This window comes from Mycobacterium sp. Dal123C01 (assembly GCF_052566995.1).
On the sequence record NZ_CP199580.1, the window covers coordinates 1,502,536 to 1,527,489 of the forward strand.

27 protein-coding genes are annotated in these 24,954 nt (G+C 63.8%); 15 read left to right on the plus strand and 12 right to left on the minus strand.

Going from position 1 to position 24,954, the window contains the following annotated elements; genetic code table 11:
• Window positions 1-84: 84 nt before the first annotated feature.
• Complete coding sequence (locus ACTXG5_RS07145) at window positions 85-843, minus strand: alpha/beta fold hydrolase (RefSeq protein ID WP_445163016.1); 759 nt, start codon at window positions 841-843, stop codon at window positions 85-87.
• 267 nt (window positions 844-1,110) lie between these two features.
• The gene (locus ACTXG5_RS07150) at window positions 1,111-1,746 is read right to left on the minus strand and encodes a TetR/AcrR family transcriptional regulator (protein ID WP_445163017.1); all 636 of its coding nucleotides are present in this window, start codon (window positions 1,744-1,746) and stop codon (window positions 1,111-1,113) included.
• A 149-nt stretch (window positions 1,747-1,895) separates the two neighbouring features.
• On the opposite strand from ACTXG5_RS07150, the gene ACTXG5_RS07155 reads away from it, so the two are divergent.
• On the plus strand, window positions 1,896-2,456 hold the full coding sequence (locus ACTXG5_RS07155) for an ERG2 family protein (RefSeq protein WP_445163018.1): 561 nt from the start codon (window positions 1,896-1,898) through the stop codon (window positions 2,454-2,456).
• 79 nt (window positions 2,457-2,535) lie between these two features.
• On the opposite strand, the gene ACTXG5_RS07160 is transcribed toward ACTXG5_RS07155, so the two are convergent.
• Window positions 2,536-3,171, minus strand: coding sequence for a TetR/AcrR family transcriptional regulator (locus ACTXG5_RS07160; RefSeq protein ID WP_445163019.1), 636 nt, complete (start codon window positions 3,169-3,171; stop codon window positions 2,536-2,538).
• 192 nt (window positions 3,172-3,363) lie between these two features.
• Here ACTXG5_RS07160 and ACTXG5_RS07165 point away from each other — a divergent pair, with 192 nt between their 5' ends.
• Genes ACTXG5_RS07165 through ACTXG5_RS07175 form a run of 3 tightly spaced genes read left to right on the plus strand, consistent with a single transcriptional unit; the run spans window position 3,364 to window position 5,718 of the window.
• Window positions 3,364-4,293: a metal-dependent hydrolase gene (locus tag ACTXG5_RS07165; RefSeq protein ID WP_445164298.1), complete on the plus strand. Its 930-nt coding sequence runs from the start codon at window positions 3,364-3,366 to the stop codon at window positions 4,291-4,293.
• A gap of 8 nt (window positions 4,294-4,301) precedes the next feature.
• Window positions 4,302-5,486, plus strand: a complete 1,185-nt coding sequence (locus tag ACTXG5_RS07170; protein ID WP_445163020.1) for a DUF7802 domain-containing protein — start codon at window positions 4,302-4,304, stop codon at window positions 5,484-5,486.
• A gap of 55 nt (window positions 5,487-5,541) precedes the next feature.
• Window positions 5,542-5,718 (plus strand): hypothetical protein, encoded by a 177-nt coding sequence (locus ACTXG5_RS07175; RefSeq protein ID WP_445163021.1) that lies wholly within the window; start codon window positions 5,542-5,544, stop codon window positions 5,716-5,718.
• A gap of 110 nt (window positions 5,719-5,828) precedes the next feature.
• Here the strand turns inward: ACTXG5_RS07175 and ACTXG5_RS07180 are convergent, their stop codons facing one another.
• Entirely contained in the window at window positions 5,829-6,182 is a 354-nt protein-coding gene (locus tag ACTXG5_RS07180; RefSeq protein ID WP_445163022.1) for a hypothetical protein, read from the minus strand.
• A gap of 72 nt (window positions 6,183-6,254) precedes the next feature.
• Window positions 6,255-6,449: a hypothetical protein gene (locus ACTXG5_RS07185; protein ID WP_445163023.1), complete on the minus strand. Its 195-nt coding sequence runs from the start codon at window positions 6,447-6,449 to the stop codon at window positions 6,255-6,257.
• 112 nt (window positions 6,450-6,561) lie between these two features.
• Here ACTXG5_RS07185 and ACTXG5_RS07190 point away from each other — a divergent pair, with 112 nt between their 5' ends.
• Together ACTXG5_RS07190 and ACTXG5_RS07195 are read left to right on the plus strand one after the other, a co-directional pair.
• A complete protein-coding gene (locus ACTXG5_RS07190) occupies window positions 6,562-7,212 on the plus strand; it encodes an HD domain-containing protein (RefSeq protein WP_445163024.1) in 651 nt (216 codons plus the stop codon).
• Window positions 7,213-7,360: 148 nt separating this feature from the next.
• Window positions 7,361-8,932, plus strand: coding sequence for a GMC family oxidoreductase (locus ACTXG5_RS07195; RefSeq protein ID WP_445163025.1), 1,572 nt, complete (start codon window positions 7,361-7,363; stop codon window positions 8,930-8,932).
• A gap of 54 nt (window positions 8,933-8,986) precedes the next feature.
• Here the strand turns inward: ACTXG5_RS07195 and ACTXG5_RS07200 are convergent, their stop codons facing one another.
• The 3 genes from ACTXG5_RS07200 to ACTXG5_RS07210 form a co-directional block, all read right to left on the minus strand.
• On the minus strand, window positions 8,987-10,018 hold the full coding sequence (locus tag ACTXG5_RS07200; protein WP_445163026.1) for an SDR family oxidoreductase: 1,032 nt from the start codon (window positions 10,016-10,018) through the stop codon (window positions 8,987-8,989).
• Window positions 10,011-10,490: a MerR family transcriptional regulator gene (locus ACTXG5_RS07205; protein ID WP_445163027.1), complete on the minus strand. Its 480-nt coding sequence runs from the start codon at window positions 10,488-10,490 to the stop codon at window positions 10,011-10,013. Before ACTXG5_RS07205 ends, ACTXG5_RS07200 begins: the two co-directional genes overlap by 8 nt.
• Window positions 10,491-10,560: 70 nt before the next feature.
• Window positions 10,561-11,310, minus strand: coding sequence for a response regulator transcription factor (locus ACTXG5_RS07210; RefSeq protein ID WP_445163028.1), 750 nt, complete (start codon window positions 11,308-11,310; stop codon window positions 10,561-10,563).
• Between the two features lie 250 nt (window positions 11,311-11,560).
• Here ACTXG5_RS07210 and ACTXG5_RS07215 point away from each other — a divergent pair, with 250 nt between their 5' ends.
• On the plus strand, window positions 11,561-12,685 hold the full coding sequence (locus ACTXG5_RS07215) for an LLM class flavin-dependent oxidoreductase (RefSeq protein ID WP_445163029.1): 1,125 nt from the start codon (window positions 11,561-11,563) through the stop codon (window positions 12,683-12,685).
• Between the two features lie 51 nt (window positions 12,686-12,736).
• Here ACTXG5_RS07215 and ACTXG5_RS07220 read toward each other — a convergent pair whose 3' ends face one another.
• Window positions 12,737-13,063 carry a hypothetical protein gene (locus ACTXG5_RS07220; protein WP_445163030.1) on the minus strand — a complete coding sequence of 109 codons (327 nt, stop codon included), beginning with the start codon at window positions 13,061-13,063 and terminating at the stop codon, window positions 12,737-12,739.
• Between the two features lie 184 nt (window positions 13,064-13,247).
• On the opposite strand from ACTXG5_RS07220, the gene ACTXG5_RS07225 reads away from it, so the two are divergent.
• The 7 genes from ACTXG5_RS07225 to ACTXG5_RS07255 all read left to right on the plus strand — a co-directional run bounded on the left by ACTXG5_RS07225 (window position 13,248) and on the right by ACTXG5_RS07255 (window position 19,438).
• Window positions 13,248-14,321: a diguanylate cyclase domain-containing protein gene (locus ACTXG5_RS07225; protein ID WP_445163031.1), complete on the plus strand. Its 1,074-nt coding sequence runs from the start codon at window positions 13,248-13,250 to the stop codon at window positions 14,319-14,321.
• A gap of 78 nt (window positions 14,322-14,399) precedes the next feature.
• Entirely contained in the window at window positions 14,400-15,020 is a 621-nt protein-coding gene (locus ACTXG5_RS07230) for a TetR/AcrR family transcriptional regulator (RefSeq protein ID WP_445163032.1), read from the plus strand.
• Between the two features lie 62 nt (window positions 15,021-15,082).
• Window positions 15,083-15,856, plus strand: a complete 774-nt coding sequence (locus ACTXG5_RS07235; RefSeq protein WP_445163033.1) for an SDR family NAD(P)-dependent oxidoreductase — start codon at window positions 15,083-15,085, stop codon at window positions 15,854-15,856.
• Window positions 15,857-15,867: 11 nt separating this feature from the next.
• Entirely contained in the window at window positions 15,868-16,311 is a 444-nt protein-coding gene (locus ACTXG5_RS07240; protein WP_445163034.1) for a nuclear transport factor 2 family protein, read from the plus strand.
• On the plus strand, window positions 16,308-17,153 hold the full coding sequence (locus ACTXG5_RS07245; RefSeq protein WP_445163035.1) for an enoyl-CoA hydratase/isomerase family protein: 846 nt from the start codon (window positions 16,308-16,310) through the stop codon (window positions 17,151-17,153). Before ACTXG5_RS07240 ends, ACTXG5_RS07245 begins: the two co-directional genes overlap by 4 nt.
• Window positions 17,154-17,185: 32 nt before the next feature.
• On the plus strand, window positions 17,186-18,289 hold the full coding sequence (locus ACTXG5_RS07250; RefSeq protein WP_445163036.1) for a nitronate monooxygenase: 1,104 nt from the start codon (window positions 17,186-17,188) through the stop codon (window positions 18,287-18,289).
• Between the two features lie 60 nt (window positions 18,290-18,349).
• Entirely contained in the window at window positions 18,350-19,438 is a 1,089-nt protein-coding gene (locus tag ACTXG5_RS07255; protein ID WP_445164299.1) for a Rieske 2Fe-2S domain-containing protein, read from the plus strand.
• A 33-nt stretch (window positions 19,439-19,471) separates the two neighbouring features.
• On the opposite strand, the gene ACTXG5_RS07260 is transcribed toward ACTXG5_RS07255, so the two are convergent.
• The 3 genes from ACTXG5_RS07260 to ACTXG5_RS07270 form a co-directional block, all read right to left on the minus strand.
• Window positions 19,472-20,602 (minus strand): 1,4-beta-xylanase, encoded by a 1,131-nt coding sequence (locus ACTXG5_RS07260; RefSeq protein WP_445163037.1) that lies wholly within the window; start codon window positions 20,600-20,602, stop codon window positions 19,472-19,474.
• Window positions 20,603-20,700: 98 nt separating this feature from the next.
• Entirely contained in the window at window positions 20,701-21,177 is a 477-nt protein-coding gene (locus ACTXG5_RS07265; protein WP_445163038.1) for a TM2 domain-containing protein, read from the minus strand.
• Window positions 21,178-21,219: 42 nt separating this feature from the next.
• Window positions 21,220-24,387: an ATP-binding protein gene (locus ACTXG5_RS07270; RefSeq protein ID WP_445163039.1), complete on the minus strand. Its 3,168-nt coding sequence runs from the start codon at window positions 24,385-24,387 to the stop codon at window positions 21,220-21,222.
• Window positions 24,388-24,562: 175 nt separating this feature from the next.
• On the opposite strand from ACTXG5_RS07270, the gene ACTXG5_RS07275 reads away from it, so the two are divergent.
• Window positions 24,563-24,949 carry a DUF2237 family protein gene (locus tag ACTXG5_RS07275; RefSeq protein ID WP_445163040.1) on the plus strand — a complete coding sequence of 129 codons (387 nt, stop codon included), beginning with the start codon at window positions 24,563-24,565 and terminating at the stop codon, window positions 24,947-24,949.
• The last annotated feature ends 5 nt before the right edge of the window (window positions 24,950-24,954 follow it).

A 24,954-nucleotide genomic window follows, 5' to 3' on the forward strand; every position in this document is an offset into this window, starting at 1 on the left:
GGAGGCAGCGGCATCGTCGCACCCGGAATCGCGAAATAGCCGAAATACGTGTGGATCAGCAGAATGAACTCCTTTCCAGTGCGATTACGGCGGGATTAGTGGGCCTATCGGTGTGGTGGTCGTCGCGGCGACGAGCAGTTCGGCAAGCTCAGCTGGCCGACTCAGGAACGGTGAATGCGAGGAGTCGATGGTCAGTGGTTCGACGCCGAGGCGCTTGACCACAACCTCAGAGAGCCACCGCGGCTTGGAGCGATCCTGCAGGCACAGGATGTAGCTGCGGGGCAGGTCGGCTGCCCAGAAATGGGGTACCGATACGGGCGTGGTCGTCGTGTCGCCGAACCGCTCCGGGCACAAGCGCTCAAACGCCCATCGTGCGGTTTGCTCGTCGCAGTCGTGGTAGAAGTATTTCCACGCGCCTTCGAAGGTGGCGAAGCTCATGGCGCCGTCGTCGCCGAAATGCAAGTGGCCGAACATCTCTCCGACGTCGGCGTCAAACGAACCGTCCTCGGAGTTGCGCATCGCCATCGCCTCGGGATAGGTGCGACCCTCACGAGGCAGCGCGGCCGCCAAGTAAATGATGTGGGCGACGAGGTCACTGGCTGCATCTGCGGCCAAGGTGATGTCGAAACCACCTCCGGAGTGGCCGACCAGGACATCTCCTGCTCGTAGAGCGCCAACGATGGCGTCGCGTCGGTTGGCAATCGTGGATTCCTCGTGAAGGCGCGTGCCGTGGCCGGGAATGTCGACGGCCACCGCGTCGTGCCCGAGGCGGTTCAGTTCGGGGATGGTCCGCTGCCAGCACCATGCAGCGTGAAAGCCACCGTGCACGAGGACGAAACGCATAGACCCTTCCTTTCCGGCCTAGGTGTGTCGAGGCCGAAGCGGCCGATGCCTAGCTACCCCCTGAGTTGGTGCCGCAGGCGTGCACATCACCGACACGGCCATCGCTTGCGCGGGCTCGTGATTCGTGCGCACCCGCGCTGGAGTCGTCGACGCCCTCAGCGCGTATCGGTGACCCATGGGCCCAGACGGTAACACGATTTCTACAAATGTAGGGAAAAAATCCTACGTTTGTAGAAAAATCTATGTGCGCAGGTCGGAGCCGATCGGTTAGAACTGGCCGTTGTGTACGTGATGGGAAGCGGCGACTCCGGCGACCAGCGCGTGCAGCAACTGAGTGAGTTCCTCGGCGCTGTCGACGCCCGGATGTCCAAACACCTGCCGGACGATCACGCCGTTGATGAAGGTTGTGATCGCGCGGGCCTGCTTCTCCACGAGAGCGCGATCGACAGGACCGGGCTGCAGCTGCGTGACCGCCTGTTCGCTCAGCGCTACGAAACCCGCAATCGCATCCTGAATGGCGCCCTGCAGCACTTCATCTCGGTGGGCATGCAACGCCAGTTCGTAGCGCGCCCGCGACCGATCCAGGCCGGGGCCGGTCGCCGAACGAATCACCATCTCGGCGAGTACCGACAAAGTTGTGGCGCTCGTTCCGCCGTCTGGCAGAGCGCACCGCAGCATGACGGCTTCGAAATCGACGGCGTCCAGTTCGGCCACGCGCTCAGCGGTTGCGCGGAGCAACGCCGAACGGGTCCGAAAGTACGATGACGTCGTGCCGTCGGGCAGCCCTGCGCGCTGCTCCACCTTGCGGTGCGTGAGCCCCTTGGCACCTTCGTCGGCAAGAAGTTGGATCGCGGCATCACACAAAATGCGGCGGCGCCCTTCGACATCAGCTTTCCGCTTCATAGCAACGCGGGCAGTTTATCCCAGCCGATCGTGTCCCGGGATGCGGCGCGAAACCCGCAATGCGAGGCGGGCCCGACCGAGCTATCAACCCGCAGGGACCTATCATACATTATGGACATCATATGTATGATGCGATAGCCTCGCTATTCATGGGAGCGATATTTGATTCCGAGACCCTGCACGCGATCGCAAAGAACGCGACAGGTCTGGACACTAAAGACGCGGCTTTTGCGCAGATCATCGCCGAGCTGAAAGGCGAGTATCGCGGTCACGTCCGTGATGACATCCCCTGGGTGTTCAACAATGCTGGCGGCGCCATGGGGCAGATGAAGCTTTTGCACGCGTCACTGTCGGAATACCTAATCTTTTTCGGCACCCCGATCGGCACCGAAGGTCACTCAGGCCGCTACGCCAGCGAGGTGTGGGACTTCATCATCGACGGCGAGGTGTGGTGCTACGAGGAGGGTCAATTCGAGCGCAGCGTGTACGGGCCTGGGGATGTGGCGTATTTGGCGGGAGGCCGAGCAAAGGGTTACGCCGTGCCAAACGCGGCGTTCATGCTGGAGTACGCGCGGGGGCCGATTCCAGGCATGATGCCCTTCGGTCTCGCTGATGCCATCTTCAGTACCATCGACCCGCCGACGATTGGTAAGACTGCCTGGTATTACACGCAGCTCGTCGTCGGTGAGCTCTTCAAGGGCAAGGTGTGACGCGAAGTTTCTCGTGCGCGGTTCGTGTTCAGCGCCAGCCAGTTCGGCGGTACCGTTCGAAACTGCCAACAGCCGGCCGCTAGTGCTCGTCGGCGACAGAAACGGCGGCGCCATGCTGCTGGGCCAAGATAGCCCCCCCCAGCCACCGTTTGATGAACCGCCGCAGTTCTTCTCGGCTCCGATTGGGGTCGTTGGGGGCCACGAAGAACGAGAGCATCGTGCGTAGGGTGAATTCCACGAGTTCGCGCAGCGCCGCCTGGTCGTAGCCGTACCGCACCCAGTCGACGTCGAAGCGGGTAATCATCCGCATCCCAAAAGTCTGGGCTTCATCGGATGCCAGGCTTGGCGTATGGGAGTTGCGGTACTGTTCTGACAGTAAGATACCCAAATGCGGTGTGCGCGTTACTTGTTCGAGTGCGTACAACACGCCTTCTGTCATCGCCTCGGCCGGATCGCCAATACCGCGGACGGCTTCGGTGAGTCGATCGAGAAAGCCGTCGACTGAGGCCACCGCCGCTGCGTGCATCAGAGCTTCGGCGGTCGGAAAGTACCGGTACACCGTCTGCCGGATGACCCCCAAGGACTCGGCGACCTCGGCGAGGCTGACATCGGAGCCGGTTTCGGCGATCAACTTGACCGCCGTGGCCACAATGCGCTGAGAGGCTTCCTCATCGTTGACCGGTGGATGCCCGTCCCAGCCGCGCCTACGCGCCACGGTCGACAACCCCAAGGAACAACATTCCCGCAGGATATCGGCTCCGCATAACCGCTACAGAAACGGCGGCGTGCCTACGCCATTGACGAGAGCCTGCCATTCGGGTAATCATACATACAAGCCATTAAATGTATGATAACTGTGCCAGCTGCCGCCGAGGGCGGCGCGCAGGAGACAAGTGAGGAGCATCTGATGACGGATCTCATCGTGCGCAAGATGCGGTTCGCGTTCGCCGACCACGACGTTCCTTTCCTGTGGAACGAGCAAAACCCTGCTTTTTCCAGCATGGCCAACGCGGTCTCGTTTCTGGCGATCGCGTTCGAGAAGATGATCGGCCAGATGATTCCCCAGGCCCTTCCATTGATCACCGATCCGGAAGTGGCAGAGGAAGCGCAAGCGTTTGTCCGGCAAGAGGGTCAGCATTCGATGGCTCACCGCCAACATGCGAAGGGATTGATCAGAAGCTATCCGGCGCTCAAGGAGACCCTCGATGAGGTGATTGCGGCGTTCGACGATCTGACTGCCAACACGCCGTTGGAATACCGGCTCGCGTACACCGCTGATCTTGAGGCGACGTTCACGCCGGCGTTCAAGTTGATGCTCGATCATGACGACACGCTGTTCGCTCGCGGGGACGATCGGGTGGCGTCACTGTTTTTGTGGCACTTCGTCGAGGAAGTCGAGCACCGGAGCTCGGCGTTAATCATCTACAACTCGGTCATCGATGACCCGTGGTATCGAATGCGGGTGGCGCCGTCGATCTTCAAACATGTCTGGTCGGTCCTACGGATAGCCTGCGAAGGGTTCAACAAGCACGTACCGGTCGAGGAGCGCAACATCGACACCCTGTCGATGTTCGGCATGCAACGCTGGAGGAGGGCGCTGGTGCAGAGGCTGCCGTTCTTCGATGCGCCGGATGACGGCCCGCTCGAAAACGCTTTCAAGCATCTGCCGCTGCGCAAGCAGCTCGTCGCCATGTCCGGCATCGTGCGCAGCCAGATTCCCGGTCACAACCCCGCACACGAGAAACTACCCGTCTTAGCCGAAGAATGGTTCCGGCGTTATGACGCTGGCTACGACGTCACTCACTGGTATACCGCAGCCGACACACAGAACGCGTGAGGATTGCTATGTCCGACCCATGCGCACCGACCTTCGTCGACCTTGCTGCAAGACTTGGCTTTTCGTGTCAGACCGCGGGTGGTCTCGTCGAGTTCCGCAATCCATTTGGGTTGCAGAACTGGACTCTGCCAGTGCTGGAAGTCACGGTGATCGCCGGAGCGGCACTCGCGCTGGTCTATGCCATCGTGCGGCTGCGTCGTCACCACGATCCGACAAACCTGGTGCTGTGGTTCGGAGCGATCGCCTATCTACTCATCATCGAACCGCCCCTGTACTTCCCAGCAGACTTCGGGATCAGCAGCCACGTCGACACAATGTTTGCCCACAACGTATTCACCGTCGACTTCCTGTGGGGCCGGCTGCCCCTCTACATCGTCGCGGTCTACCCGATGATGGCAACTGTGGCCTACGAGATCGTCCGTATGCTCGGGGTTTTCCGGCACTATGGCGTACTGGTCGGCGCGGTCTGCGTCGGCTTTGTCCACCATGTGTTCTACGAGATCTTCGACCAACTTGGGCCGCAACTGCGTTGGTGGGAATGGACTCTGGACAATCCGATGAACAAGCCGTTCTTCGATTCGGTGCCCCTCCCAAGTGTTGTGGTGTTCGCCGCGCTGTGGCCGATGTCGCTGGCGTTTTTCGTCCAACTTTTCGTCGGCCGTCAAGTCGAGGACGGCAAAACATTTTCCGGGTTACAGCTGCTGTGGCGCACCATCGCTATCGGTGTCCTGGCGTCCATCGGCACTGCGGTGCTACCGCTGCCCGCCACGATTGCGGGTGCGCTATCGCATAGCACGATCGTGGTCGGGATCATCTATAGCGCTGAACTGGCCGTGCTCGCCGTCATCGCCACCGTGGTCCTGATCAACCAATGGCGCCGGTCGCGCCGCGACGACGACTCAGAGGCTGTGCGCTATTCCAACCCAGCCATCCTCGGCTACGCCACCGCCTACCTCGCGGTCATGAGCATTCTGTGGGCGATGTCGCTACCGGCGTACTTCAGGGCCGTCAACGGCGCCACACCAAACGGCGATCCCACCGGCAGCCTCTGGTACACGATCGGATGCCTCCTCGTTGCCGGCCTATGCATCGCTGCCGCCGGAACCGCCGTAACACGCCGATCGCACCCACGTGGAGCGCTGTTGTCGATGCCGTCACAGTCCCCGTCCCTTCCCGTAAACCTTGATACGTAGTGAAAGTCGATGCCGTCCTGGTTATGGGTGTCGACCGGAAGGTGGAGGAGCTAACGTGGCCGACGCATCGCAACCCGACGAATCGCAATTGAACGTGGAGCGTGACGGCGACGTCGTCGTGCTCACAATGAACAACCCGCCGCGTCGCAAGAACGCGCTGACGCCCGGCGATGATCACTTTGATGGCGCAGGCCTGGGACGAGATCGACGCTTGCGAGCAATTTCTGGATGAGCAACAGCAAGCCCGCGAGGCACGGAAGGCTGCAGTTCGCCGTCAACGCACCATCGGCAAATCCGTCCACCTGCTCGGCCCGCGCGACGGCTGTTCGTGAATGCAATGAACTAGTTGGCCGCCACCGCTCGCAGTTCCTGGACCGACTCGTCGAGGAGTCGGCGCAACGCGGACGGATCATTCTGTTGCACCCATTGAGCGAATGCCAGCTGGAAAACGGTCACGCTCGCCTGGGCGGCGAGCATCGCCGCGTTCGCTGGTACGCCTCGTTCCACTAGTGCGGCCTTGACCGCTGCGGCGAGGTTCTGCAGCTTGATCAGTTCGCGCTCCAGCAGCTCCGGATTGGCCTCGATGATCCGGGTGCGGATCCGCGTGAAGGGGTGGCGCTCGGTGAACATGTCCGTGACGGGATCGAGTCCGGCTCCTGTCGCCCGTCGCCACAGCAGGCTTCTGTGCGTCGTCACGCCAGTGTCGTCGGTCGACGTCGCCGAGAGAGTCAACAGGTCGCCCTCGACGCTGGCGTACCGAAACTGCGGTTACGCCAACAGTTCCGCCATCATCGACATGGTGACGTCGTGGTGCAAGGTCGACGCTTCCTCGTCGGCAGAGAATCGCCCGCCGTATGCGACGTAGCCACGGTGTCGACGTTCGGGGGGGTACCACGGTCCTGCTGCTGTTCGCGGCCGCGAATCGGGATCCCGCATCTCGGCCGACATCAATGAGCGGCTCACGACGCAAGCAGCGGGCGGTGATGGCAGTTTCTGTGGGAAACATGGCGCATCCGACACCTCGGGATGCGCCGATACCGGGGTTGCATGGACTTCATCTGACCGAAAGGATCACATGACCGACACATTCACTGAGCGCATCGCCGGCGTGGTTATCCCCGACACCCCGCTCGTGCGTGAAATCACCGAGTACATCCGCGACACTGAGGACGAGCTTCTGTTCAACCACTCCCGCCGGGTGTTCCTCTGGGGCACACTGCAAGGTCATCGGCGTGGTCTGCAGCCTGACCCCGAATTGCTGTATGCGGGTGCGATGTTCCACGACATCGGGCTTACCGAGGGCTACCGGAGGTCGATGCTGCGGTTCGAGGTCGACGGCGCCGACGCCGCGCGCGATTTCCTGGTGGAGCGTGGCGTTGACGAAGCCGCGGCGCGTAAGGTGTGGCTTTCCATTGCGCTGCATACAACGCCTGGCGTACCGGAGTTCCTGGAGCCCGAAATCGCGCTTGTCACAGCGGGTGTCGAGACTGACAACCTGGGCATCGGCCGTGAAGATCTGTCCACCGAGGCGATTCAGGCGGTCACCGCTGCTCATCCTCGCCCCGATTACAAGAACCGTATCTTGCGGGCGTTCGCCGATGGCACAAAGCACCGGCCGCGTACCACATTCGGGACGGTCAATGCCGATGTGCTGCAACACTTCGACGATTCGTTCGTCCGCAACGATTACGTCGAGGACATCCGCAACTGCAGCTGGCCGGAATAGGGGCACGACGCAATCCGAGACATGCGCTCGATCAACCTCCATGGCGCGACGGCCGAGGGCAGCAGCGATGACTCCGCATTTCGCGGCGAGTATCGAGCGTAAAGCGCTCATGGCTGCCAGCCGATATGAGACGGGAGCAGGAGACGGAGTGGAGTCCTTCGATTACATCGTGATCGGCGCTGGCAGTGCTGGGTGTGTGCTGGCGAATCGTCTGACAACGGCCGATGATGTTCGGGTTTTGTTACTGGAGGCTGGTGGACCTGATGACGCGCCCGAGATTCATGTTCCGGCGGCGGTGCATTCGATGTTCGGCTCAGAGCATGACTGGGCGTACACGTCCGTTCCACAGGAGTTCACCGGGCGTTTCGTGCGGGTGCCCCGAGGTCGCACGCTTGGCGGGTCGTCGTCGCTGAACGCGATGATCTACACGCGGGGCAATCGCGCTGACTACGACCGCTGGCTTCAGCTCTACGGCGCGGAAGGTTGGGGTTTCGACGACGCGTTGCCCTACTTCGTTCGGTCGGAGGCCAACTCCCGCCTCGCCGGCGCCTTGCATGGAACCGACGGCCCGTTGCACGTACAAGATCCGCGGTGGATGCACGAGCTGTGCACGTTGTGGGTCGAGTCCGCTGTCTCAGCGGGTATGCCCGCCAATGATGATTTTTGCGGACCCCAGCAATCGGGGGCGGGCATCTACCAGGTGACCCAACGCGACGGGCTGCGCTGGTCGGTCGCTGATGCCTACCTGCATCCGGTCCTGGATCGCCGCAACCTGACCGTGCGCACGCGCAGCGCGGTCAGTCGCATCGTTATCGACAATGAGGTCGCCACCGGTGTCGTCTACCGTGACGAGTCCGGTGAGCAGATCGTGCACGCCGAGCGCGAGGTGCTGCTGTGTGCGGGGGCGATCGCCTCTCCGCAATTACTGATGCTTTCTGGTATCGGCCCCGCCGATCATCTGCGTGAGATGGGTATCTCGGTAGTTCTCGACGCGGTCAATGTCGGTGTGGGGCTGCAGGATCACCCGGCCACCGCGCTGGTCTGGACGACCGCAGGCGCGCCCGACTTTCGCGATATCGTGGCCACCGACCACGCCGCCAACCAGTGGGCGCTCGAGCGGCGCGGTCCGCTGACGTCCATCGTGAGCGAGGCCGGGATGTTCTTCTCGACCTCGGGCACCGGTGAACTGCCCAACGTCCAGGTCTATGCCGGGGCTACCTCGTACTGGGATGACGGGACGGGATATACCGACAAGCCGTGCACAACGGCACTCGTAACCCTCGTCGATCCGGCCAGCCGCGGCTCAGTACGACTTGCTAGCGCCGATCCCGCCGCCCACCCGTTAATCGACCCGCGCTTCTACACAGAACGCAACGACCTAGACGCCATGCTGGACGCAATGGAGGTCGCCATCGACATTGCGCATCGCAAACCGCTGATGGACTTCATTAGTGGGCCGTACATGCCCGACACCAATCAGCCGGACCGGGCAGCGCTGCTCAGTATCGTGCGCGAACACACTCAAACGATGTACCACCCCACTGGAACCTGCGGCATGGGCAGCGCCATCGACTCAGTAGTCGATCCCGATTTGCACCTTCGCGGCATCCAAGGGCTCCGCGTCATCGACGCGTCAGTCATGCCAGCCACGATCCGCGGCAACACCAACGCGCCAGTAGTCATGATCGCCGAGAAAGCCGCAGACCTGATTCTGACGTAAATCAAACAACCAAAGCTCGAGTGGTTGTCGGGTGATGGGGGGCTGCCTGCACGGTCAATTGTGGTTCAGCTCCAATTCGAGCAAGCTTTCGGCTGTCGCGGCGATCGTGTCGGCGGCCGAATGTGGTTGCCAGCCAAGCAATTTGGTCGCGGTGTCGGTCGACATCAACTTTGGCGGGCCCAGCAGATCGGTGAAGGTACCGAGCGCAGGCATGAACCGGGCCGCGGCACGCACCAGCCAGTCGGGCACGTCGCGCCTCGGTATCCGGCTGCCGGCATCGCCAATCCGCGAGCGCAGGATCGCCGCTATTTCGGGCAGCGACAACGGCTGACCGGCCGACGCGAGGAACCGCCGGCCTGCGGCCTGCGGCCGCACCATTGCCCGAAGATGCAGGTCGGCCACGTCGCGCACGTCGACGACAGCGAACGAGGCCCGCGGCAGGAACGGCGGCTTGCCGTCCAGCAGTGCGGCGATGAGTCCGACCGAACTGGCCAGGTCTGAGCCGAGCGTCGGCCCGAAGATTCCGACCGGGTTCACAACCGCCAGTTCCAGCCCGTCCGTGTGGGCGGCGAACTCCCATGCAGCGCGCTCGGCAATCGTCTTCGACTTGACGTACGGGCTCTGATTGCCGGTGGGGTCGGTCCAGTCGGTCTCGTCGTAGGGCAGCCCAGACCGTTTAGGGCTGTATCCGATCGCGGCGAACGAGGAAGTCATGACCACGCGCCGCACCCCGGCATGTTCGGCCGCCCGCAGGACTCGCAAGGCGCCTTCCCTGGCGGGGACGATCAGGTCGTTTTCGTCCTTCGGCTGCTGTGGCGGAAACGGCGAGGCCACGTGCAGCACGTATTGGCAACCAGAAACGGCCTCTCGCCATCCGGCGTCAGAGGTGAGATCGGCTGCCACGAAGGCTAATTGCCCGGTGTCGACACCCGCCCGCGCGAGGATGGAGCGGACTTCCGGTTCGCGGTCAAGCGAGCGGACAGTGGTCCGGACGTGCTGGCCGTCGGCAAGAAGCCGCAGAATGATATGTGCGGCAAGGAATCCCGATCCGCCGGTAACGAGGACGGGTGCGCCGGTGTCAGTCATTCTGTAGCCCAGCTTCTTCGGCGAGGAGTCGAGCGGAGAGTTGTTGCACCTTGGGGATAATTCGCTCCTCGGCGGCTGCGTCGCCGCGTTCCTTTGCAGCCCACAGCTCAGCTTTGGTCGCCACATATTGCTCGCGCAGCTTCAGCCGGGCGATCTCGTCCCTCAGCCGTTCGGCATGCCGGGCGAAGAGGTCCTTCTGCTCGGCTTCGCCGCCATGCCCGCGCTGCATGTTCGCGACGTAGGCGCGCATGTCGGCTACCGACATCCCGGTTCCGCGCAGACAGCTCAGCGCTTCGATTGCGGCGACGAGGGCCGACGGATACCGGCGGTGACCGCTGCTCTGGTCACGCGGAACGGGTTCGATCAGCCCGATGCGCTCGTAGTAGCGCAGCGCCGACTCCGCCAGCCCGGTGCGCCTCGACACCTGCTGAATGGTCAGGTCGGCGAGTTCGTCAGTCAGCTTGGTGCTCATGACACCACTCTGCCGAACTTGAAGCGCTTTAAGTCAAGCCTTCGTCAACCGCAGGTAGGCGTCGAGGCTCTCATCTCGTGAGCCAGCGTGACACCGCCTGGGCGCGGTTCGACGCGTCGAGCTTGCGCAGGATGTTCGACACGTGCGTCTTCGCGGTGCTTTCGGCGATGTCGAGCAGCCGGGAGATCCGGTAGTTGGTCTCACCGGCGGCCATCAGCCGTACCACGTCGAGCTCACGCTCAGTCAGCTCCAATGACGGGTCCGGCCGCGGCGGCGGGGGAGTGGACGCGGGGATCGGTGTGGACCACAGCCGCCCGGGGGCCTGACGGATCGCCTGGAGCTGATCGAGCAGCAGCAGCCGGCTTAGATGCGCGGCCAGGGTCTCGACGGCCAGTGCCAGCAGGTCGCACTGCGTGCGGCGCACCGAACGCTGCTGGAGATAACAGTCGACGTGGACCATGCCGATGACCGTCTTCTCGACCACGATGGGCACGACGCCGTAGTTGTCTGCTCGAGAGGCCGCGGCGATCGGCCGGCACACTCGGGGATGGGTCTGCACCTCGTCAACGACCAAACTGCACCCCGTCTTCGCCACATCGGTCTCGACCACCGCGTCCAGTGTGGTCGGTTCAGCTCGGCCGGCCTCAAGGATCGCGGCTGCCCACTGTGGGTCCCGGTGGACGAACATCGACTCGGGCAGCCAGACATCCTGGTCGATGCGGGAGAGCAGTACCCGGTCGAACCCGAGCTGGGCGATCGCCTCGGGGGCCTGCTGCACCAGTGCCTGGGCCGAGGACGCGGTGCGGAACTCGGTGATCACGTCCAAGAGCGTGCATGTCAGTCCTTGGTCCATGGGTTCCGCGCTCCCGGTTCGGCCCGCTGGGGGACTGTATTTGGGCCCTTGAGATCAACCTACGCGGGGGTGCCCGGCGATGCCGCGAAGCCGACGAGGCGATCCCGACTCATCCAAACGGCGCGCGTGCCGTCCACCGTTTGACCGATGTACCGCGCCGGTCGGGCGATGGAATCGTGGCGTAGCGGGAGTGCGTAATCAGTTGAGGAGACGCAGGATGAAGATCGCGACCGAGGTCCCCTGGCAGGACCGGCGCTTCACCATCCCGGTTGAACGAATCACGCGCTGCGAGCAATTGGGGTTCGACGCAGTGTTCACCGCCGAGGGTGTCGGCAATGACGCGCTCACGCCGCTCGGCTATCTCGCGGCGATGACCGAGCGGATGAGCCTGGGCACCCACATCGCGACGTTGACTGCACGCCCACCGACCGTGCTGGCTCAGGCGCTGATGACGATCGACGCGATGGCCGGCGGGGGTCGCGTCATCGCTGGGGTTGGCGGTGGTTTCCCCAGTTCTTCCGAGGGCTGGCACGGCCGGGGGTGGGGCAAACCGGTCCGCCGGATGCGGGACTATGTCGATGTGCTGCGACAGGTGTTCCGCACCGCCGGCTCCTACGACGCCCAGGGCAACCCGATTGAAACGACCGAGCTGTTCGCCGAGCAAACCCGGGCCCGCCTCGGTGCCGCGGTCCAGTGCCAGAGCTCGGAGATCAGCATCCCGTACGCCGGCGAGGACGCCCTAGAGGTTCATCCGTGGGTGAGCGCCCTGGAGCGGGGGCCTGCGGACCCGCCGATCGTGCTCGCCGCGGTTGGGCCCCAGATGATCTCGCTGACTGCCGAGCGCGCGGATGGCTGGTTCCCGTGGGGCTTCGCGCCCGGCATGATGCCCGCCTACGAGCCCCACCTTGCGGCCGGCTTCGCGCGGGCCGGCGAGGGTAAGCGGCGGGAGGACTTCGACATCTGGGCGATCGTCGACCTGGTGGTCAGCGACGACGTCCGGGCAGGGATCGAGCTGTTCCGGCCATACGTGGTGCATTGGGCGCCGCAGATGCGGTTTCAGACCGAGGCGCTCGGCTTCGCCGGCCTTTGCGACCGGGTGTCCGAGCTCGTCGCCGCCGATCGCTATCAGGAGGCACTGGCCAGCGTGCCGGACGAGTACGTCGACCAGTCGTTCCTTATCGGTTCACACGCACGGATCGCCGAACGGCTGAAGCTGTGGTCGGAGTCCGGGGCGACCGGATTGATCTTCCGCTACGGCCCCCAGGTGCAGGTCGGCGCTCACAACCTCATCGAAGACCTCGATGTGTGGGAGACGATCGCCCGGGCGGCGCAAGCCCTTTGACCGCGCACCCTGCCCAGGAAGCGTGGCTGGGCCCGCGGTGTATTTAGCGGGTCAGTTCTCCGGGGAAGGCTGAAAATCCCAACCCGGGTCGGCATTCCAGCCCGGATCCGGTTGGGATTGCTGCGGCTCCGGTGGGGGATTCCAACCCGGATTCGATGGGTCGTCTGCGGCGAATCCACCGTAACTGGCCTGGTCTACCAGGTGCACCGATCCGGATGTGGCAACGCTCTCGGCGCCATCGGGCTGCACAACATTGAACAGCGCAAGCGTCGCGATGGTTGCGGCCCCGGCAAATAGCAGCTGCGCTATCCGGATTTGTCGACGCCGACCGTCGGGTGATTTTGTCTCATGCTCGTGGTGGTCGATGGCTGTGTTCATGCTCTATCTTTGCGCTCCGCTACTAGCCGCAGCCTGGGCGATTGTTATCGATCAGATGTGAGGCCCGGGCTTTTCTCGTCGGTTCGAGGTATTTCGGACCGGCGATCGGATTTAATGTGATCCAACTCACTCAGTGGCCGCACGCGCTGAGGTTCGTGGGCCGGTGAGTGTGGGAGGGCAACCGATGAAGTGGCTGGCGGCGTGGTGGGGGCAGGCTGACCATTTCGATTGGCTGACAGGCTATTTGCAAGCCCACGGGCTGAGTTCAAACACCCGCCGCATTATGGCTGTGGTGGCGGCCTCGTTGGTGCTGGTGCCCGCCAACGTGTGGCTGGGTCCTGCCCACGTGTATCGGCCTTTGGCGCTGACGTATTCCGTCGTGGCCGCTGTGGTCGGGGTGGGCATGGCGATGCTCTGGTTGCGCGGCTGGCCCACTCGGCACCAGTCTCTCGTCTTCATTCTGACCGGCAGTGCAATTATCGGCGTCGGCTGCTTATGGGAACCGCAACCGCTTGTTGGGCTGATGGCATGCGCGTCCCTGTCGATTCCCGGCGGCTACCTCGCGTTCTTCCACACCGCCAAATACATGGCGCTGAACTTCTGGCTAGCCAGCACAATTGCGGCCTGGCAAGCGGCGCGTCTGGCTGTTGCGGGGCAAGCGGTCCTGGCCTTCAGCGGCTACTTCATGGTCCTGGAACTCAACGTGATCGTGCCGCTAGCCATTCAGATCGTCGTGCGCTCACTCTGGCTCGATCTCTTGCGCGCCAACCGCGACCCGCTGACCGGCCTGCTGAATCGGCGGGCCTGCAGTCGGGCCATCGTGGGGCGGATGCTCGTCGGCACCAACCATATGTTTTTGATGGTGGCCATGGTTGATCTAGACCAGTTCAAAAAGCTCAACGACACACACGGGCATGCCGCCGGCGATCAAGCGCTCGTCGCGGTAGCCGGCGCCCTGAACGCCGCCTGCAGCGACACCACCGTCGTCGGTCGGGTCGGCGGCGAGGAATTTTTGATCGCCGACATCGTGACAGCAGAACAGAAGCCCGGGTGGGGCCGACAACTCTGTGATGCCGTGGCCGCGATCAACGCCCCGGTGACCGCGAGCGTCGGAATCGCCACCATGGCGTTGCGGAGCGTCGTCTCGGACCATGCCGAACACACATTTCGCCGGTTGGTTGCCGACGCCGACAACGCTATGTATGAAGCAAAACGGTGCGGGGGCAACCAAACTCGCCACTACCAGCTCGTTGTCTGAGCAGCCGTCATGCGCTGGCCCCTGTAGCGAACCAGTGAAGTGCGTCGGCACACCTGCCTCGATGGGTATGGTTCGACGATGACGCCGGCCGCACAGCGCGAGAGCGGCGGGACTGCTGAAGACGCCACGCGTGGGCGCCCGCGCGACATGCAGCGCCGCGCGGCCGTCATCGCCGCCACTCGCGAGCTCCTAATCGCCAACGGCTACGACGAAATAACTCTGGCCGGCGTCGCGCGTCATGCCGGGGTGTCGCGGCCCTTTGTCTACGAACACTGGGGCAGCAAGTTCGCACTGGTTGAGGACGCCATCTTTTCCGCACCCGGCGAACTTCCATCGATCGACGATCTCCCTTTTGCCGAGGCGCTGACCAGCCTGATCACCGGCATGGTCCGCGTCCAGTCGGATCCTGCGTACTTGGCGGGCATGCCGGGCGTCGCGACCGTGCTCTATAGCCGGCCCGACTTGGTCGAACAGGTCGAGGCGCGCTACATCGCACCGATCCGGGCACGGTGGGTCCGGCTCATCGAACGCGGAAAGGCCGAAGGTCTGGTCAGGTCCGAGGTCGACGGGAGTGCGCTGATGGACACGGTGCGCGGTGCCGTCACGCTGCACACTTCGGTGAACAAGGCCCTCGGAGATGCCGAACTGATCGTCCATCTACGGTCATTGATCACCTACGGGATCACCGCTGACGAGTGACAATCGTTTAGTTTCCTTACATTGTGTAAGGTAATGGCGCTGCGGAGGAGGGCTGCTCAATCTTGACCAAGAATTCGCTGCACGCGCTCTTCGACCTCACCGGCCGCAGCGCCATAGTTACGGGCGGCACGCGCGGCATCGGGCTGGCCATCGCCGAGGGGTTGGTCGAGTGCGGGGCCAACGTGGTCGTCGCCAGTCGCAAGGCCGATGCGTGCGTCACGGCGGCGGAGAAGCTGCAGGCGCTGGGCGGCGGGCAAGCCGTCGGCGTCCCCACGCATCTGGGTGACCTGGACGCCATCGATCGTCTGGTCGACGCCACCGTCGCGGAGTTCGGCGGGATCGACATGGTGGTCAACAACGCCGCCAATGCCCTCTCACTGCCGCTGGGTGAGTTCACTCCCGAAGCCTGGTCGAAGTCCTTCTCCGTCAACCTGCAGGGTCCGGTGTTCCTGGTCCAGGCGGCGCTTCCGCACCTGCGCAAGAGCGAGCACGCGTCGATCCTCAACGTGGTGTCTGCCGGCGCTTTCATCTATTCGCCTGCGGTGTCGATGTATTCGGCGGCCAAGGCCGCGATGGTGTCCTTCACGCGGTCGATGGCCGCGGAGTTCGCGTCGCAGGGGATCCGGGTCAATGCCTTGGCGCCCGGATCGGTCGATACCGACATGGCGCGGGCCAATCCACCGGAGTTTCTCGAGGTGATGAAGGCCGCCGCGCTGCTGAAGCGGATCGCCGACCCCGTCGAGATGGTGCCGCCGGCACTGCTATTGCTTTCCGACGCAGGAAGTTTCATCACCGGGCAGACCATCATCGCCGACGGCGGAATGGTAGCCCGGTAGGAAGGGCAATGATGACCGACACAGACAGCGCAACGCGCGAGGCCAATAAGCAAACACTTCGACGGGCGATGGACGGCATCAACGCGCTCGATCTCGACGCGGTCATCGGCGAACTCCACGACGATGCCCGCTTCGAATTGCCTTACGAGGATGCGGTTCCGGATTCCGGCCGGGACGGCATCCGTGACCTGCTCGCGTCGATGTTCGTCATGTTCTGCAAGTTCGACATGACTGTTACCGACATCTACGACCTTGTCGACCCGAACATGTTGGTGGCGCGGTATCGGGGCGACGCGCTGGGGCGGGCCAAGCCCGTCGTCTACCAGAACGACTACCTCGGCGTGTTCGAGTTCCGCGACGGCCGGATCTCGTTGTGGCGCGAGTACGACAACCCCATGGTGTCTGCCGCGGCGATCGCGAAGTTGGCTGAGGACACGCCCGGGGCGAGCGCGTGAACGATCCGGCGATCGAGATCAAGCGCCTCGACGACGGTGCGATCGCCGTGATGACGATCAATCGTGCCCACCGCAGGAACGCGCTGGACTCACAGACCCTTGTCGACATGCATCGCCTGCTGGACGCACTGAACGGCGATCCCACGCTGCGAGCGATCGTGGTGACGGGCACGGGTGTTTCGTTTTGCGCTGGCGCCGACTTGAAGTCGCAGCCCGACGATCTCTCCGATAGCGAGGGTGTGCCGTGGGCCGAGCTGCGATCGGCGGCCACCTCGACCGTCGCCATCACGATGGCCGCGCAGGAACTCATGGCCTCTGCCTTCGAGAAGATCCACCGGCTGCGGGTGCCGGTCATCGCCGCGGTCAACGGATTTGCCCTGGGCGGTGGCTTCGCGCTGGCGTTGGCCTGCGACATCCGCTATGCCGCTGAATCAGCCACGTTCGGCGCGGTGTTCATTCGGCACGGGGTGTCGGCATGCGACATGGGCACCAGCTACTACCTGCCGCGCCTGGTCGGAGCGTCGCGGGCCGCCGAACTGATGCTCACCGGACGGGTTTTTGACGCGGCCGAAGCGGTCGCCATCGGGTTGGTCCTCGAGGTCGTCGACGCGGCGAGCGTGCTCGATACCGCGATTGCCAAAGCCCGTGAGATCGCGCGCAATTCGCCCTTGGCAGTCTGGATGACCAAGGAAACCATGTGGCAGACCATCGACTCGCCGAGCCTGCGTCACGCGCTCGACCTCGAGAACCGAACTCAGGTGATGTGCACGGGCACAGGAGATCTGGCCAACTCGTTCGCCGCCTTCCGCGAAGACGGGACTGCTCGTTGGAACCCACTGTGAGCAACGCATCAGAACATCGAGGAGACCGATAAATGGCGAATTCCCTGGTGGAGCGGCTCGGTATCGAGTTCCCGTTATTCGCGTTCTCGCACTGCCGCGACGTCGTCGCGGAGGTCAGCAAGGCCGGCGGATACGGGGTGCTGGGCGCGCTGGCCTACAACGCCGAGCGCCTCGAGGTCGAACTGTCCTGGATCGACGAGCATGTCGGTGGCCGGCCGTACGGCGTGGACTTCGCGATGCCGGAGAAGTTCGTCGGCAAGGGTGAGCCCTACAGCCTCGATGCGTTGCGTGAACTCATCCCGCCCGGCCACACCGAACACATGGAAAAGGTGCTGAGCAATCATGGCGTGCCGCCGCTACCGGAGGACGCCGAGCGGCGGGTGATCGCGGCCGGTCTCGGGGTCGAGGCGGAAGGGCCGGGCCAGGTAGAGGTCGCGCTGCGTCATCCGGTGTCGATGATCGTCAACGCACTAGGCCCGCCGCCGGCCTACGCGATCGAGGCCGCGCACGAAAAGGGCGTCCTGGTAGGCGCATTGAGCGGCGCGCCGCGCCACGCTCGGCGCAATGTCGATGCGGGCGTGGATGTGATTATCGCCCAGGGTGGCGAGGCCGGGGGACACACCGGCGAGATCGCCACCATGGTTCTGGTACCCGCGGTCGTGGACGAGGTCGGCGCGGACATCCCGGTGCTGGCTGCCGGAGGAATCGGCAACGGCCGGCAGATGGCCGCCGCGATGGCCCTTGGCGCCCAAGGGGCCTGGACCGGTTCGTTGTGGCTGACGGTCGCCGAGGCGGCCACCGAACCCTGGGTCGTCGACAACCTACTCAAGGCCGGGTACAGCGACACAGTGCGTTCGCGCGCGATGACCGGCAAGCCGGCCCGTCAGATCCGCACCGACTGGACCGAGGCCTGGGACGGCCCCGACAACCCCGATCCACTGCCAATGCCGTTGCAAGGCATCGTGTATGCGGATGCCTCTGCCCGGTTCATGCGCGCGCGGTCGAGCGCGCTGTCGGGTTCCCCGGCGGGGCAGATCATCGGGTCGATCAACAAGGTGAAACGTTCGCGGGAGGTGGTCCTCGACATGATCGAGGAATACCTGGCCACCGTGCGGCGCTTGACGGAAACCAGCTGAGGAGGAATCGCCGTGGTCGCAAGCATCAACGACGTCCGGGACATCGACACCGGCGCACCCATGACGCGCTTCGCTCGCGGGTGGCACTGTATAGGCCTGGCAGAGGACTTCCGTGACGGAAGTCCTCACGCCATCAACGCGTTTGGCTCTCGCCTCGTGGTGTTCGCCGACTCGGACGGCGGGCTGCACGTCCTCGACGCGTATTGCCGCCACATGGGTGGCGATCTGTCCCAAGGGACCGTCAAAGGCGATTCGCTGGCGTGCCCGTTCCACGATTGGCGTTGGCAGGGCTCGACCGGTCGCTGCTCGCTGGTGCCGTATGCCAAGCGCACGCCCCGATTGGCGCGGACCCGGCGTTGGCCGACCGGGGAGGTCAACGGGCAACTGCTGGTCTGGCACGATCCCGAGGGGTCGGCGCCCGCCACCGATATCCTCCCGCCGACGATCGACGGGTATGCCGAAGGACAATGGTCGCCGTGGTCCTGGAGCTCGATCCTCATTGAGGGGTCGCACTGCCGGGAGATCGTCGACAACAACGTCGACATGGCCCACTTCTTCTACATCCACCACGCGTACCCGACGTTCTTCAAGAACATCATCGAGGGCCACACGGCGACCCAGCTCATGGAGTCGAAGGCCCGTCCCGATACCACGGCGAACTACGAGAATCTCTGGGAGGGATCGAAACTCCGCTCGGAGGCAACGTATTTCGGCCCCGCCTACATGATCAACTGGCTGCACAACGACGTAGCCCCGGATTTCACGATCGAAGTGGCGCTGATCAATTGTCACTACCCGGTCACCCACGACTCATTCGTGTTGCAGTGGGGCGTGGCGGTTCAGGAAGTCCCCGGCCTACCGGCGAGCAAGGCGGCCAAGCTTGCCGCCACGATGAGCCGGACGTTCGGCGAGGGTTTCCTCGAAGACGTCGAGATCTGGAAGCACAAGACGCGCATCGAGAATCCGTTGCTCACCGAGGAGGACGGCGCGGTGTATCAGCACCGGCGTTGGTACGCGCAGTTCTACGTCGACGTCGCCGACGTCACCGCAGAGATGACCGACCGCTTCGAGATCGAGGTCGCCACCAACCATGCCAATGAGTTTTGGCAACGCGAGGTCGCGCAGAACCTCGCGGCGACTATCCGGTGATAGCTAGCGTCAAGCACTCGTCCTGAAATTGGGTTAGCCCATCCCGCCGGTCAGCCCGCGAACAGTTTGCATTTCGCCATTCCGATACGGCCGTCCATCGGGTAGCACCAAGTCGTGGAACCACACTTTCGGCGGCGCGGTGTACGGGTGATTCCACGAATCCCAGGGAAAGTAGGTTTGGGTCTTCCCGGCCACCAAGCCCCAGTTGAAAGCACCAACGTTGTGGCGCTTGGCAATTGGCAGGATCCCCTCGATGGTGCTGCCTTGAGACCGAGCCATGTACTCGGTGCAGAGGATCGGCCGCCCCATCGGCGCCAGTTCGTTGATCCGGCCCTCGAACTCGGCCGGCTTGCCGTAGCTGTGGAAGGTGATCACGTCGGCATTGTCGAGTTGGATGGCGCTGATGGCGCTACGGCTTGACGGGTCTCCCCAGGATCCTTGCCACACACCGCTTGTCAACGGCTGAGCAGGATCAACCGTGCGCGCCCACCGGAACACCTGGGGAAGCAGGTCGGCGACATGCTGCAGCTTGTCTGGGCGCTCGACCTTGCGATACTCCTTCGCGGGATTGTCGGGTTCGTTCCACAGATCCCAACCCAAAACCCGGTCGTCGTTGCGGAATTGGCTCAACACTCCGGTGACGTAGTCCTGCATGACGGGGACATAGCGGGGGTCGCCGAGGCGTTCGGCACCCGGGCTTTGCACCCACCCGGAGTTGTGCACTCCGGGTACCGGCGCGTGCTGCGGACCGGACTTGGGGAGCGGGTCCCAACAGGAGTCGAACAAGACGAAAAGTGGCTTAATGCCATGGTGCGCCGCGATTCCGACGAACTGGCCGAGACGGCTTTGGAAGCCCTGGCGATCCTGGGCCCACAACTGATCGTGGAGGAAGACCCGCATGGTGTTGAACCCGTTTGTCCGGGCGACGCCCAGCTCGCCATCGATGCGCTGCGGGTCGAAAGTCCCCGGCTGAAACATCTCGAGCTGATTGATGGCGGTCGAGGTGATGTAATTCGCGCCGACAAGCCAGCCTTGGGCTTGATACCAAGTCTTGGCACGGTCTGCCGACCACCGGCCGGCTTCCGCAGTGGCGCTAGGCATTTTGGCCAAGGCCGTGCCCGCTGCCAGCATCAGCGGCAACTTCATGGCCATTCGGCGGTTCACGAAGTGACATTAATTTTTCCAGGCCATCCGGGCGGTCCGACGCGCCGTTCGCAATGATATGAGGTTGGGAATTGTGACCTGATCGTGATCTGGCGGCTTCAGCGTAACTTGCGGCCGTGGTTGTCTTTAACGCTGCCAGTGAACATCAGGATCGCGTCGACGATGGCCCAGATGATGCTGCCCAGCAGGAACGGAAACCCGACAAGGCAGAACAGGGTGAAGACGAGCCCGGACAGACCCAGCAAAAACTGCGCAATCGCAATCTGGGTCGAGTCGATGTAGAAGCGACCGATGCCGAACATCCCAAAAAACAGCTGCAACAACCCGGCCGTCGTGGCGGACTTGTCGGACAGAGGTAGCCCCGTGGCGGGATCGCGCCCAAACGGCGCTTGGGGAACAATCGCGTTTCCCGGATAGCCGCCGTAACCGGGGTAAGGCTGGGGCGGCGGATAACCGGGTTGCGGTGGGTATCCCGGGTAGCCCGACGGCGGAGGCATCGGGGGGCCTTGCGGCGGTATGTAATCGGGCGGCTGCCAACCCTCAGGCGGCTGGCCGGGTGGGTTCGGCGTCGACATTGGCTTGAGTTGACTCCTGTGTTGAGGGCCGTACGCGGAATCTCAGTCGGGCATCGATGCGGCCCACTGTATATGTCCCTCAAAGCCCAGCGCGGTGGCTTGCGTGCGGTAGCGATCCCGGAGTTCGCGGTAACTTGCCTCGTCTCTGTGAGCCATGGCCAGCATCGTGCGCAGCCGCAGCACCGTCATCTCGCACGCGGCCCATTCGTCGGCGGGAATCGCCGCCAGCCGCTCGACCGCAGCCTCGGCTTCGGCGAGGTCGCCCTCGGCGCCGCGATTCAGCAGCGCTTCAGTCAGAAGAGCGGTGCTCCCGATCGCGTACATGTATTGCCCGTTGTCGAACAAGGTGTCCACGGATTTCCGCATTTGCGGTAGGCCAACGTAGTCGCCATCGCGGGCTTTCTCATTTGCCAGATATAGCTCCATCAATGCCAGCTCTGACCTCGGGAACCGAAGGTTCAGGGACATGTCGCGGACCTGCGAGACCAGGTCGAGCCTGCGCTGCCGATCCGATGCGCTGGCTCGGTAAAACAGCACGGAGCCCAGCACGTTTTTCACGGTGCCGAGAACGGTGTCGTCACCCGATGCCTCGGCGACCCGCAGCGCCCGTTCAAGGTTGTTGAGCGCGGTGTCGTCAACGCGCAGGACGCCGGTGAGGATCCCGTTGCCGTAGACCCACGCGGTGACGAAGGCCAACGTCCACGGGTCGGCATTGCGGGCGATGGCTAGAGCCTCGTCGAAGTCACTGCGCCATCCCGGACGGCCGAACCAAGAGCGCGCGTTACCGCGAAACGCCAATGCCATCGCCAGCGGCGAACTCACCACCGGGCCGCCCTTTGCGGGGTCACCGGCCGCCCAATCGATGGCCGTCTGAGCCCATCGCAATGCGTCGGCCATCTCGCCGCATTGCGCTTTGACGGAGATCGCCGAGAAAGCGGCACCGACCGTCAGCGCGGGATCCCCGATCGACTCGATCAGCGCCATCTGCTCGGAGGCCAGCCGGGACGCTTCTTTGATACGTGCGTACAGATAGTGCTCCGACACCATGCCGGTCATCGCGATGGCGAGCGAGGTCTTGTCGTCGGCTTGAGTGCACAGTTCGCGCAGTTCTTCGAATCTATCGGAAGTAGCTTCTGGTGTGCCTCGCCAGGACGTGCCACAAAGCATGGTGCGCGGGGCAATGCGCATACGGACGCGGTCTTCGTCGTCGGCGGGCAGTGCATCGGCCGCCAGGAGTGCGCGTCGCCAGCTGATCCGCGACGCGGCGACATCGCGCTCGAGCGACCACGCCGCAGCCCGCATATGCCAGTCGTAGGCGGCGTGCAGGTCGTCCGCGGACTGGAAATGCTCGGCAATCAAGGCGGCGTTCTCCTCGGCCGAGGCCGGGTCACGAGACTCGATTGAAGCGGCCAGGCGCCGATGGAGTTGTGCACGAGCGGATTTCAGTTGTGATTCGTAGGACACGCTGCGGATCACCGGATGACGGAAGGCGTATTCGGCGTCTGGCGTGAACCGCACCTGATCGATCAACTCAGCCCGGATCAGGTCATCCAGAGCAGGATCGATTCCCAGCGCGGTGAGCAGGTCTGCGGTAAACCGCGACCCTATCACCGCCGCCGCATTGATGGTTTGCTTCGCTGCGGGGTCGAGGCGATCGATGCGGGCGGCGATCGTTGCCTGCAGTGTGGCCGGGACGCTGATCTCACTCACGTCCGTCCTGCAGATGTATTGTCCGCGTTCACCTTCCAGGACGCCGCGGTCAGCAAGCTCGCGCACCATTTCCTGAGCGAAGAAAGGGTTGCCGGCAGCATGTCCAGCAATGAGGTCGCTGATCGCAGCGGCCGACGGATCTGTTCCCAACAGGTCGTCGAGCAGCGCGTTGGTTTCCGAATGACTGAGCGGCGCAAGCGAAACCGTTTGCGCTCCGGCCAGATGAGCCAGCGGTCCACGGTATTCGGGGCGGTAGGTAAGTAGCACCACCGAGTGGGTCTGCGGGATGACGCTCATCAAGTCGACGAACATCGACTCGCTTACGCCGTCGATCCAATGGATGTCTTCGATCACGTAGAGCGCCGGTGTGGTGCTGGCCAGCGACATCGAATTGATCAGCGCTGTCAGTCGCCGCCGCCGCGCGTCGGGGTCGATGTTCGGCACCGCGGTGTCGGGGTCCCGGATCCCCATCAAGTCATACAGCAGGAGCAGATCGTCGTCTCCGGTCTGCGTGAACCGGCCGGCTACCCGTGCGCGCGCCGCCTCATCGTCGAGTTCGGTCAACCGGCTGGACTCCCGCAGCAGCCGGGCCATCACGTGAAACGGGACATCGCTGGTATGGGATTCGCAAAAAGTCCCAAAGACCTCTACCCCCCGAGGGCGGGCCAGCGCGACGGTCTCTTGAACCAGCCGGCTCTTGCCAATGCCCGCGGGCCCCGCCACACCCACGACACACCCCTGGCCGCCTGCCGCGCGATCCAACACGGCGGCCACGGCGCTCAGCTCCCATTGGCGTCCGACCAGTGCCGTGTCCGACCGGCCGCTCTGGTCGGCTTGCGTACCAACCTCGAGCAACAACTGCGCGGGCACCGGTTCCGTGCCGCCCTTGATGTGCAGCAGCTGGCGTTCACCCAGTACCGCAGCGGCGCCAACCAGTCGCGCGGTGGACTCGCTGAGCATCACGCCACCCGGCGGAGCGACCGACTCCATCCGCTGGGCCATCCCGACCTGTTCACCGACGGCGGTGTAACCGAAAGGGCCAGAGCCGATCTCACCGGCGATGACCTGCCCCGAATTCAGGCCGACGCGTGCCAGCAGCTCGACTCCGTCGCGCCCGGCAACGTCAGCTGCAAGCCGCTTCGCCTGCTCTTGCACACCCAGGCCGGCTAGGCAGGCGCGAATGGCGTGGTCCTCCAGCGCGATGGGCGCACCGAACACCGCCATGATCCCGTCGCCGGTGAACTTGTCCACCGTGCCGCCATATTGCTGCACCACGGCAGCGGACCGGCTGACGAGTTCGGCCATGATCTCCCGCAGCCGCTCCGGGCCCACCGTTGCCGCGATGTCCATCGAATGCACGACATCGGCGAAGAGCACGGTGACTTGTTTGTACTCGGCCTGTGGTTCGGACTCGGCAACCGGCGAACCGCAGCCATGACAGAACCGAGCGTCCGCCAGAGGCTCGGTGCCACACGTGCGACATGGCGCTGCGGCCGTCATTCGAGGTTCGGCGCTCCCGGCGATTCCATGGTCCACTCACAATAAGACAGCAAACTCGTGACATGGCGGTTATCGGCCAACTCAGACCGCATCCCGGCCCATGCCGCAAAAATTCACCGGGCGCAGATGGCGACGCCTCTTCAAACTTTTGCCCCGACAGCGCGATACTAACGAGATGTCCGATCGCAACGTGCTCGGCGGCGAGCTGCAACCGTGCGGCGCCGAGCCCCTCACCGGTTACTACCGCGACGGTTGTTGCTCGAGCGGGCCCGAGGATATCGGCCGTCACACGATCTGTGCGGTGATGACCGCCGAGTTTCTCGAGCATCAGCGCTCCATCGGTAATGATTTGTTGACGCCGGTTCCCGAGTATCGGTTTCCCGGGCTGCTGCCCGGCGACCGCTGGTGCGTCACCGCCCTGAATTGGCTTCGGGCTCACCAGGATGGTTGCGCCGCCCCGGTGGTGTTGGCCTCCACCCACGAGCGCACCCTTGAGGTCGTGCCCCTCGAGGCGCTGCAGGAACATCAAGTCGACGTGCCCGATGACCTGGCTAACTTGTAGGGCCC

Excerpts from the sequence above, each read along its gene's own strand:
- ACTXG5_RS07145 (WP_445163016.1), bottom strand. The coding sequence starts at position 843 with ATGCGTTTCGTCCTCGTGCACGGTGGCTTTCACGCTGCATGGTGCTGG.
- ACTXG5_RS07150 (WP_445163017.1), bottom strand. The coding sequence starts at position 1,746 with ATGAAGCGGAAAGCTGATGTCGAAGGGCGCCGCCGCATTTTGTGTGAT.
- ACTXG5_RS07155 (WP_445163018.1), top strand. The coding sequence starts at position 1,896 with ATGGGAGCGATATTTGATTCCGAGACCCTGCACGCGATCGCAAAGAAC.
- ACTXG5_RS07165 (WP_445164298.1), top strand. The coding sequence starts at position 3,364 with ATGACGGATCTCATCGTGCGCAAGATGCGGTTCGCGTTCGCCGACCAC.
- ACTXG5_RS07170 (WP_445163020.1), top strand. The coding sequence starts at position 4,302 with ATGTCCGACCCATGCGCACCGACCTTCGTCGACCTTGCTGCAAGACTT.
- ACTXG5_RS07190 (WP_445163024.1), top strand. The coding sequence starts at position 6,562 with ATGACCGACACATTCACTGAGCGCATCGCCGGCGTGGTTATCCCCGAC.
- ACTXG5_RS07200 (WP_445163026.1), bottom strand. The coding sequence starts at position 10,018 with ATGACTGACACCGGCGCACCCGTCCTCGTTACCGGCGGATCGGGATTC.
- ACTXG5_RS07205 (WP_445163027.1), bottom strand. The coding sequence starts at position 10,490 with ATGAGCACCAAGCTGACTGACGAACTCGCCGACCTGACCATTCAGCAG.
- ACTXG5_RS07215 (WP_445163029.1), top strand. The coding sequence starts at position 11,561 with ATGAAGATCGCGACCGAGGTCCCCTGGCAGGACCGGCGCTTCACCATC.
- ACTXG5_RS07220 (WP_445163030.1), bottom strand. The coding sequence starts at position 13,063 with ATGAACACAGCCATCGACCACCACGAGCATGAGACAAAATCACCCGAC.
- ACTXG5_RS07225 (WP_445163031.1), top strand. The coding sequence starts at position 13,248 with ATGAAGTGGCTGGCGGCGTGGTGGGGGCAGGCTGACCATTTCGATTGG.
- ACTXG5_RS07230 (WP_445163032.1), top strand. The coding sequence starts at position 14,400 with ATGACGCCGGCCGCACAGCGCGAGAGCGGCGGGACTGCTGAAGACGCC.
- ACTXG5_RS07240 (WP_445163034.1), top strand. The coding sequence starts at position 15,868 with ATGACCGACACAGACAGCGCAACGCGCGAGGCCAATAAGCAAACACTT.
- ACTXG5_RS07250 (WP_445163036.1), top strand. The coding sequence starts at position 17,186 with ATGGCGAATTCCCTGGTGGAGCGGCTCGGTATCGAGTTCCCGTTATTC.
- ACTXG5_RS07255 (WP_445164299.1), top strand. The coding sequence starts at position 18,350 with ATGACGCGCTTCGCTCGCGGGTGGCACTGTATAGGCCTGGCAGAGGAC.
- ACTXG5_RS07265 (WP_445163038.1), bottom strand. The coding sequence starts at position 21,177 with ATGTCGACGCCGAACCCACCCGGCCAGCCGCCTGAGGGTTGGCAGCCG.
- ACTXG5_RS07270 (WP_445163039.1), bottom strand. The coding sequence starts at position 24,387 with ATGACGGCCGCAGCGCCATGTCGCACGTGTGGCACCGAGCCTCTGGCG.
- ACTXG5_RS07275 (WP_445163040.1), top strand. The coding sequence starts at position 24,563 with ATGTCCGATCGCAACGTGCTCGGCGGCGAGCTGCAACCGTGCGGCGCC.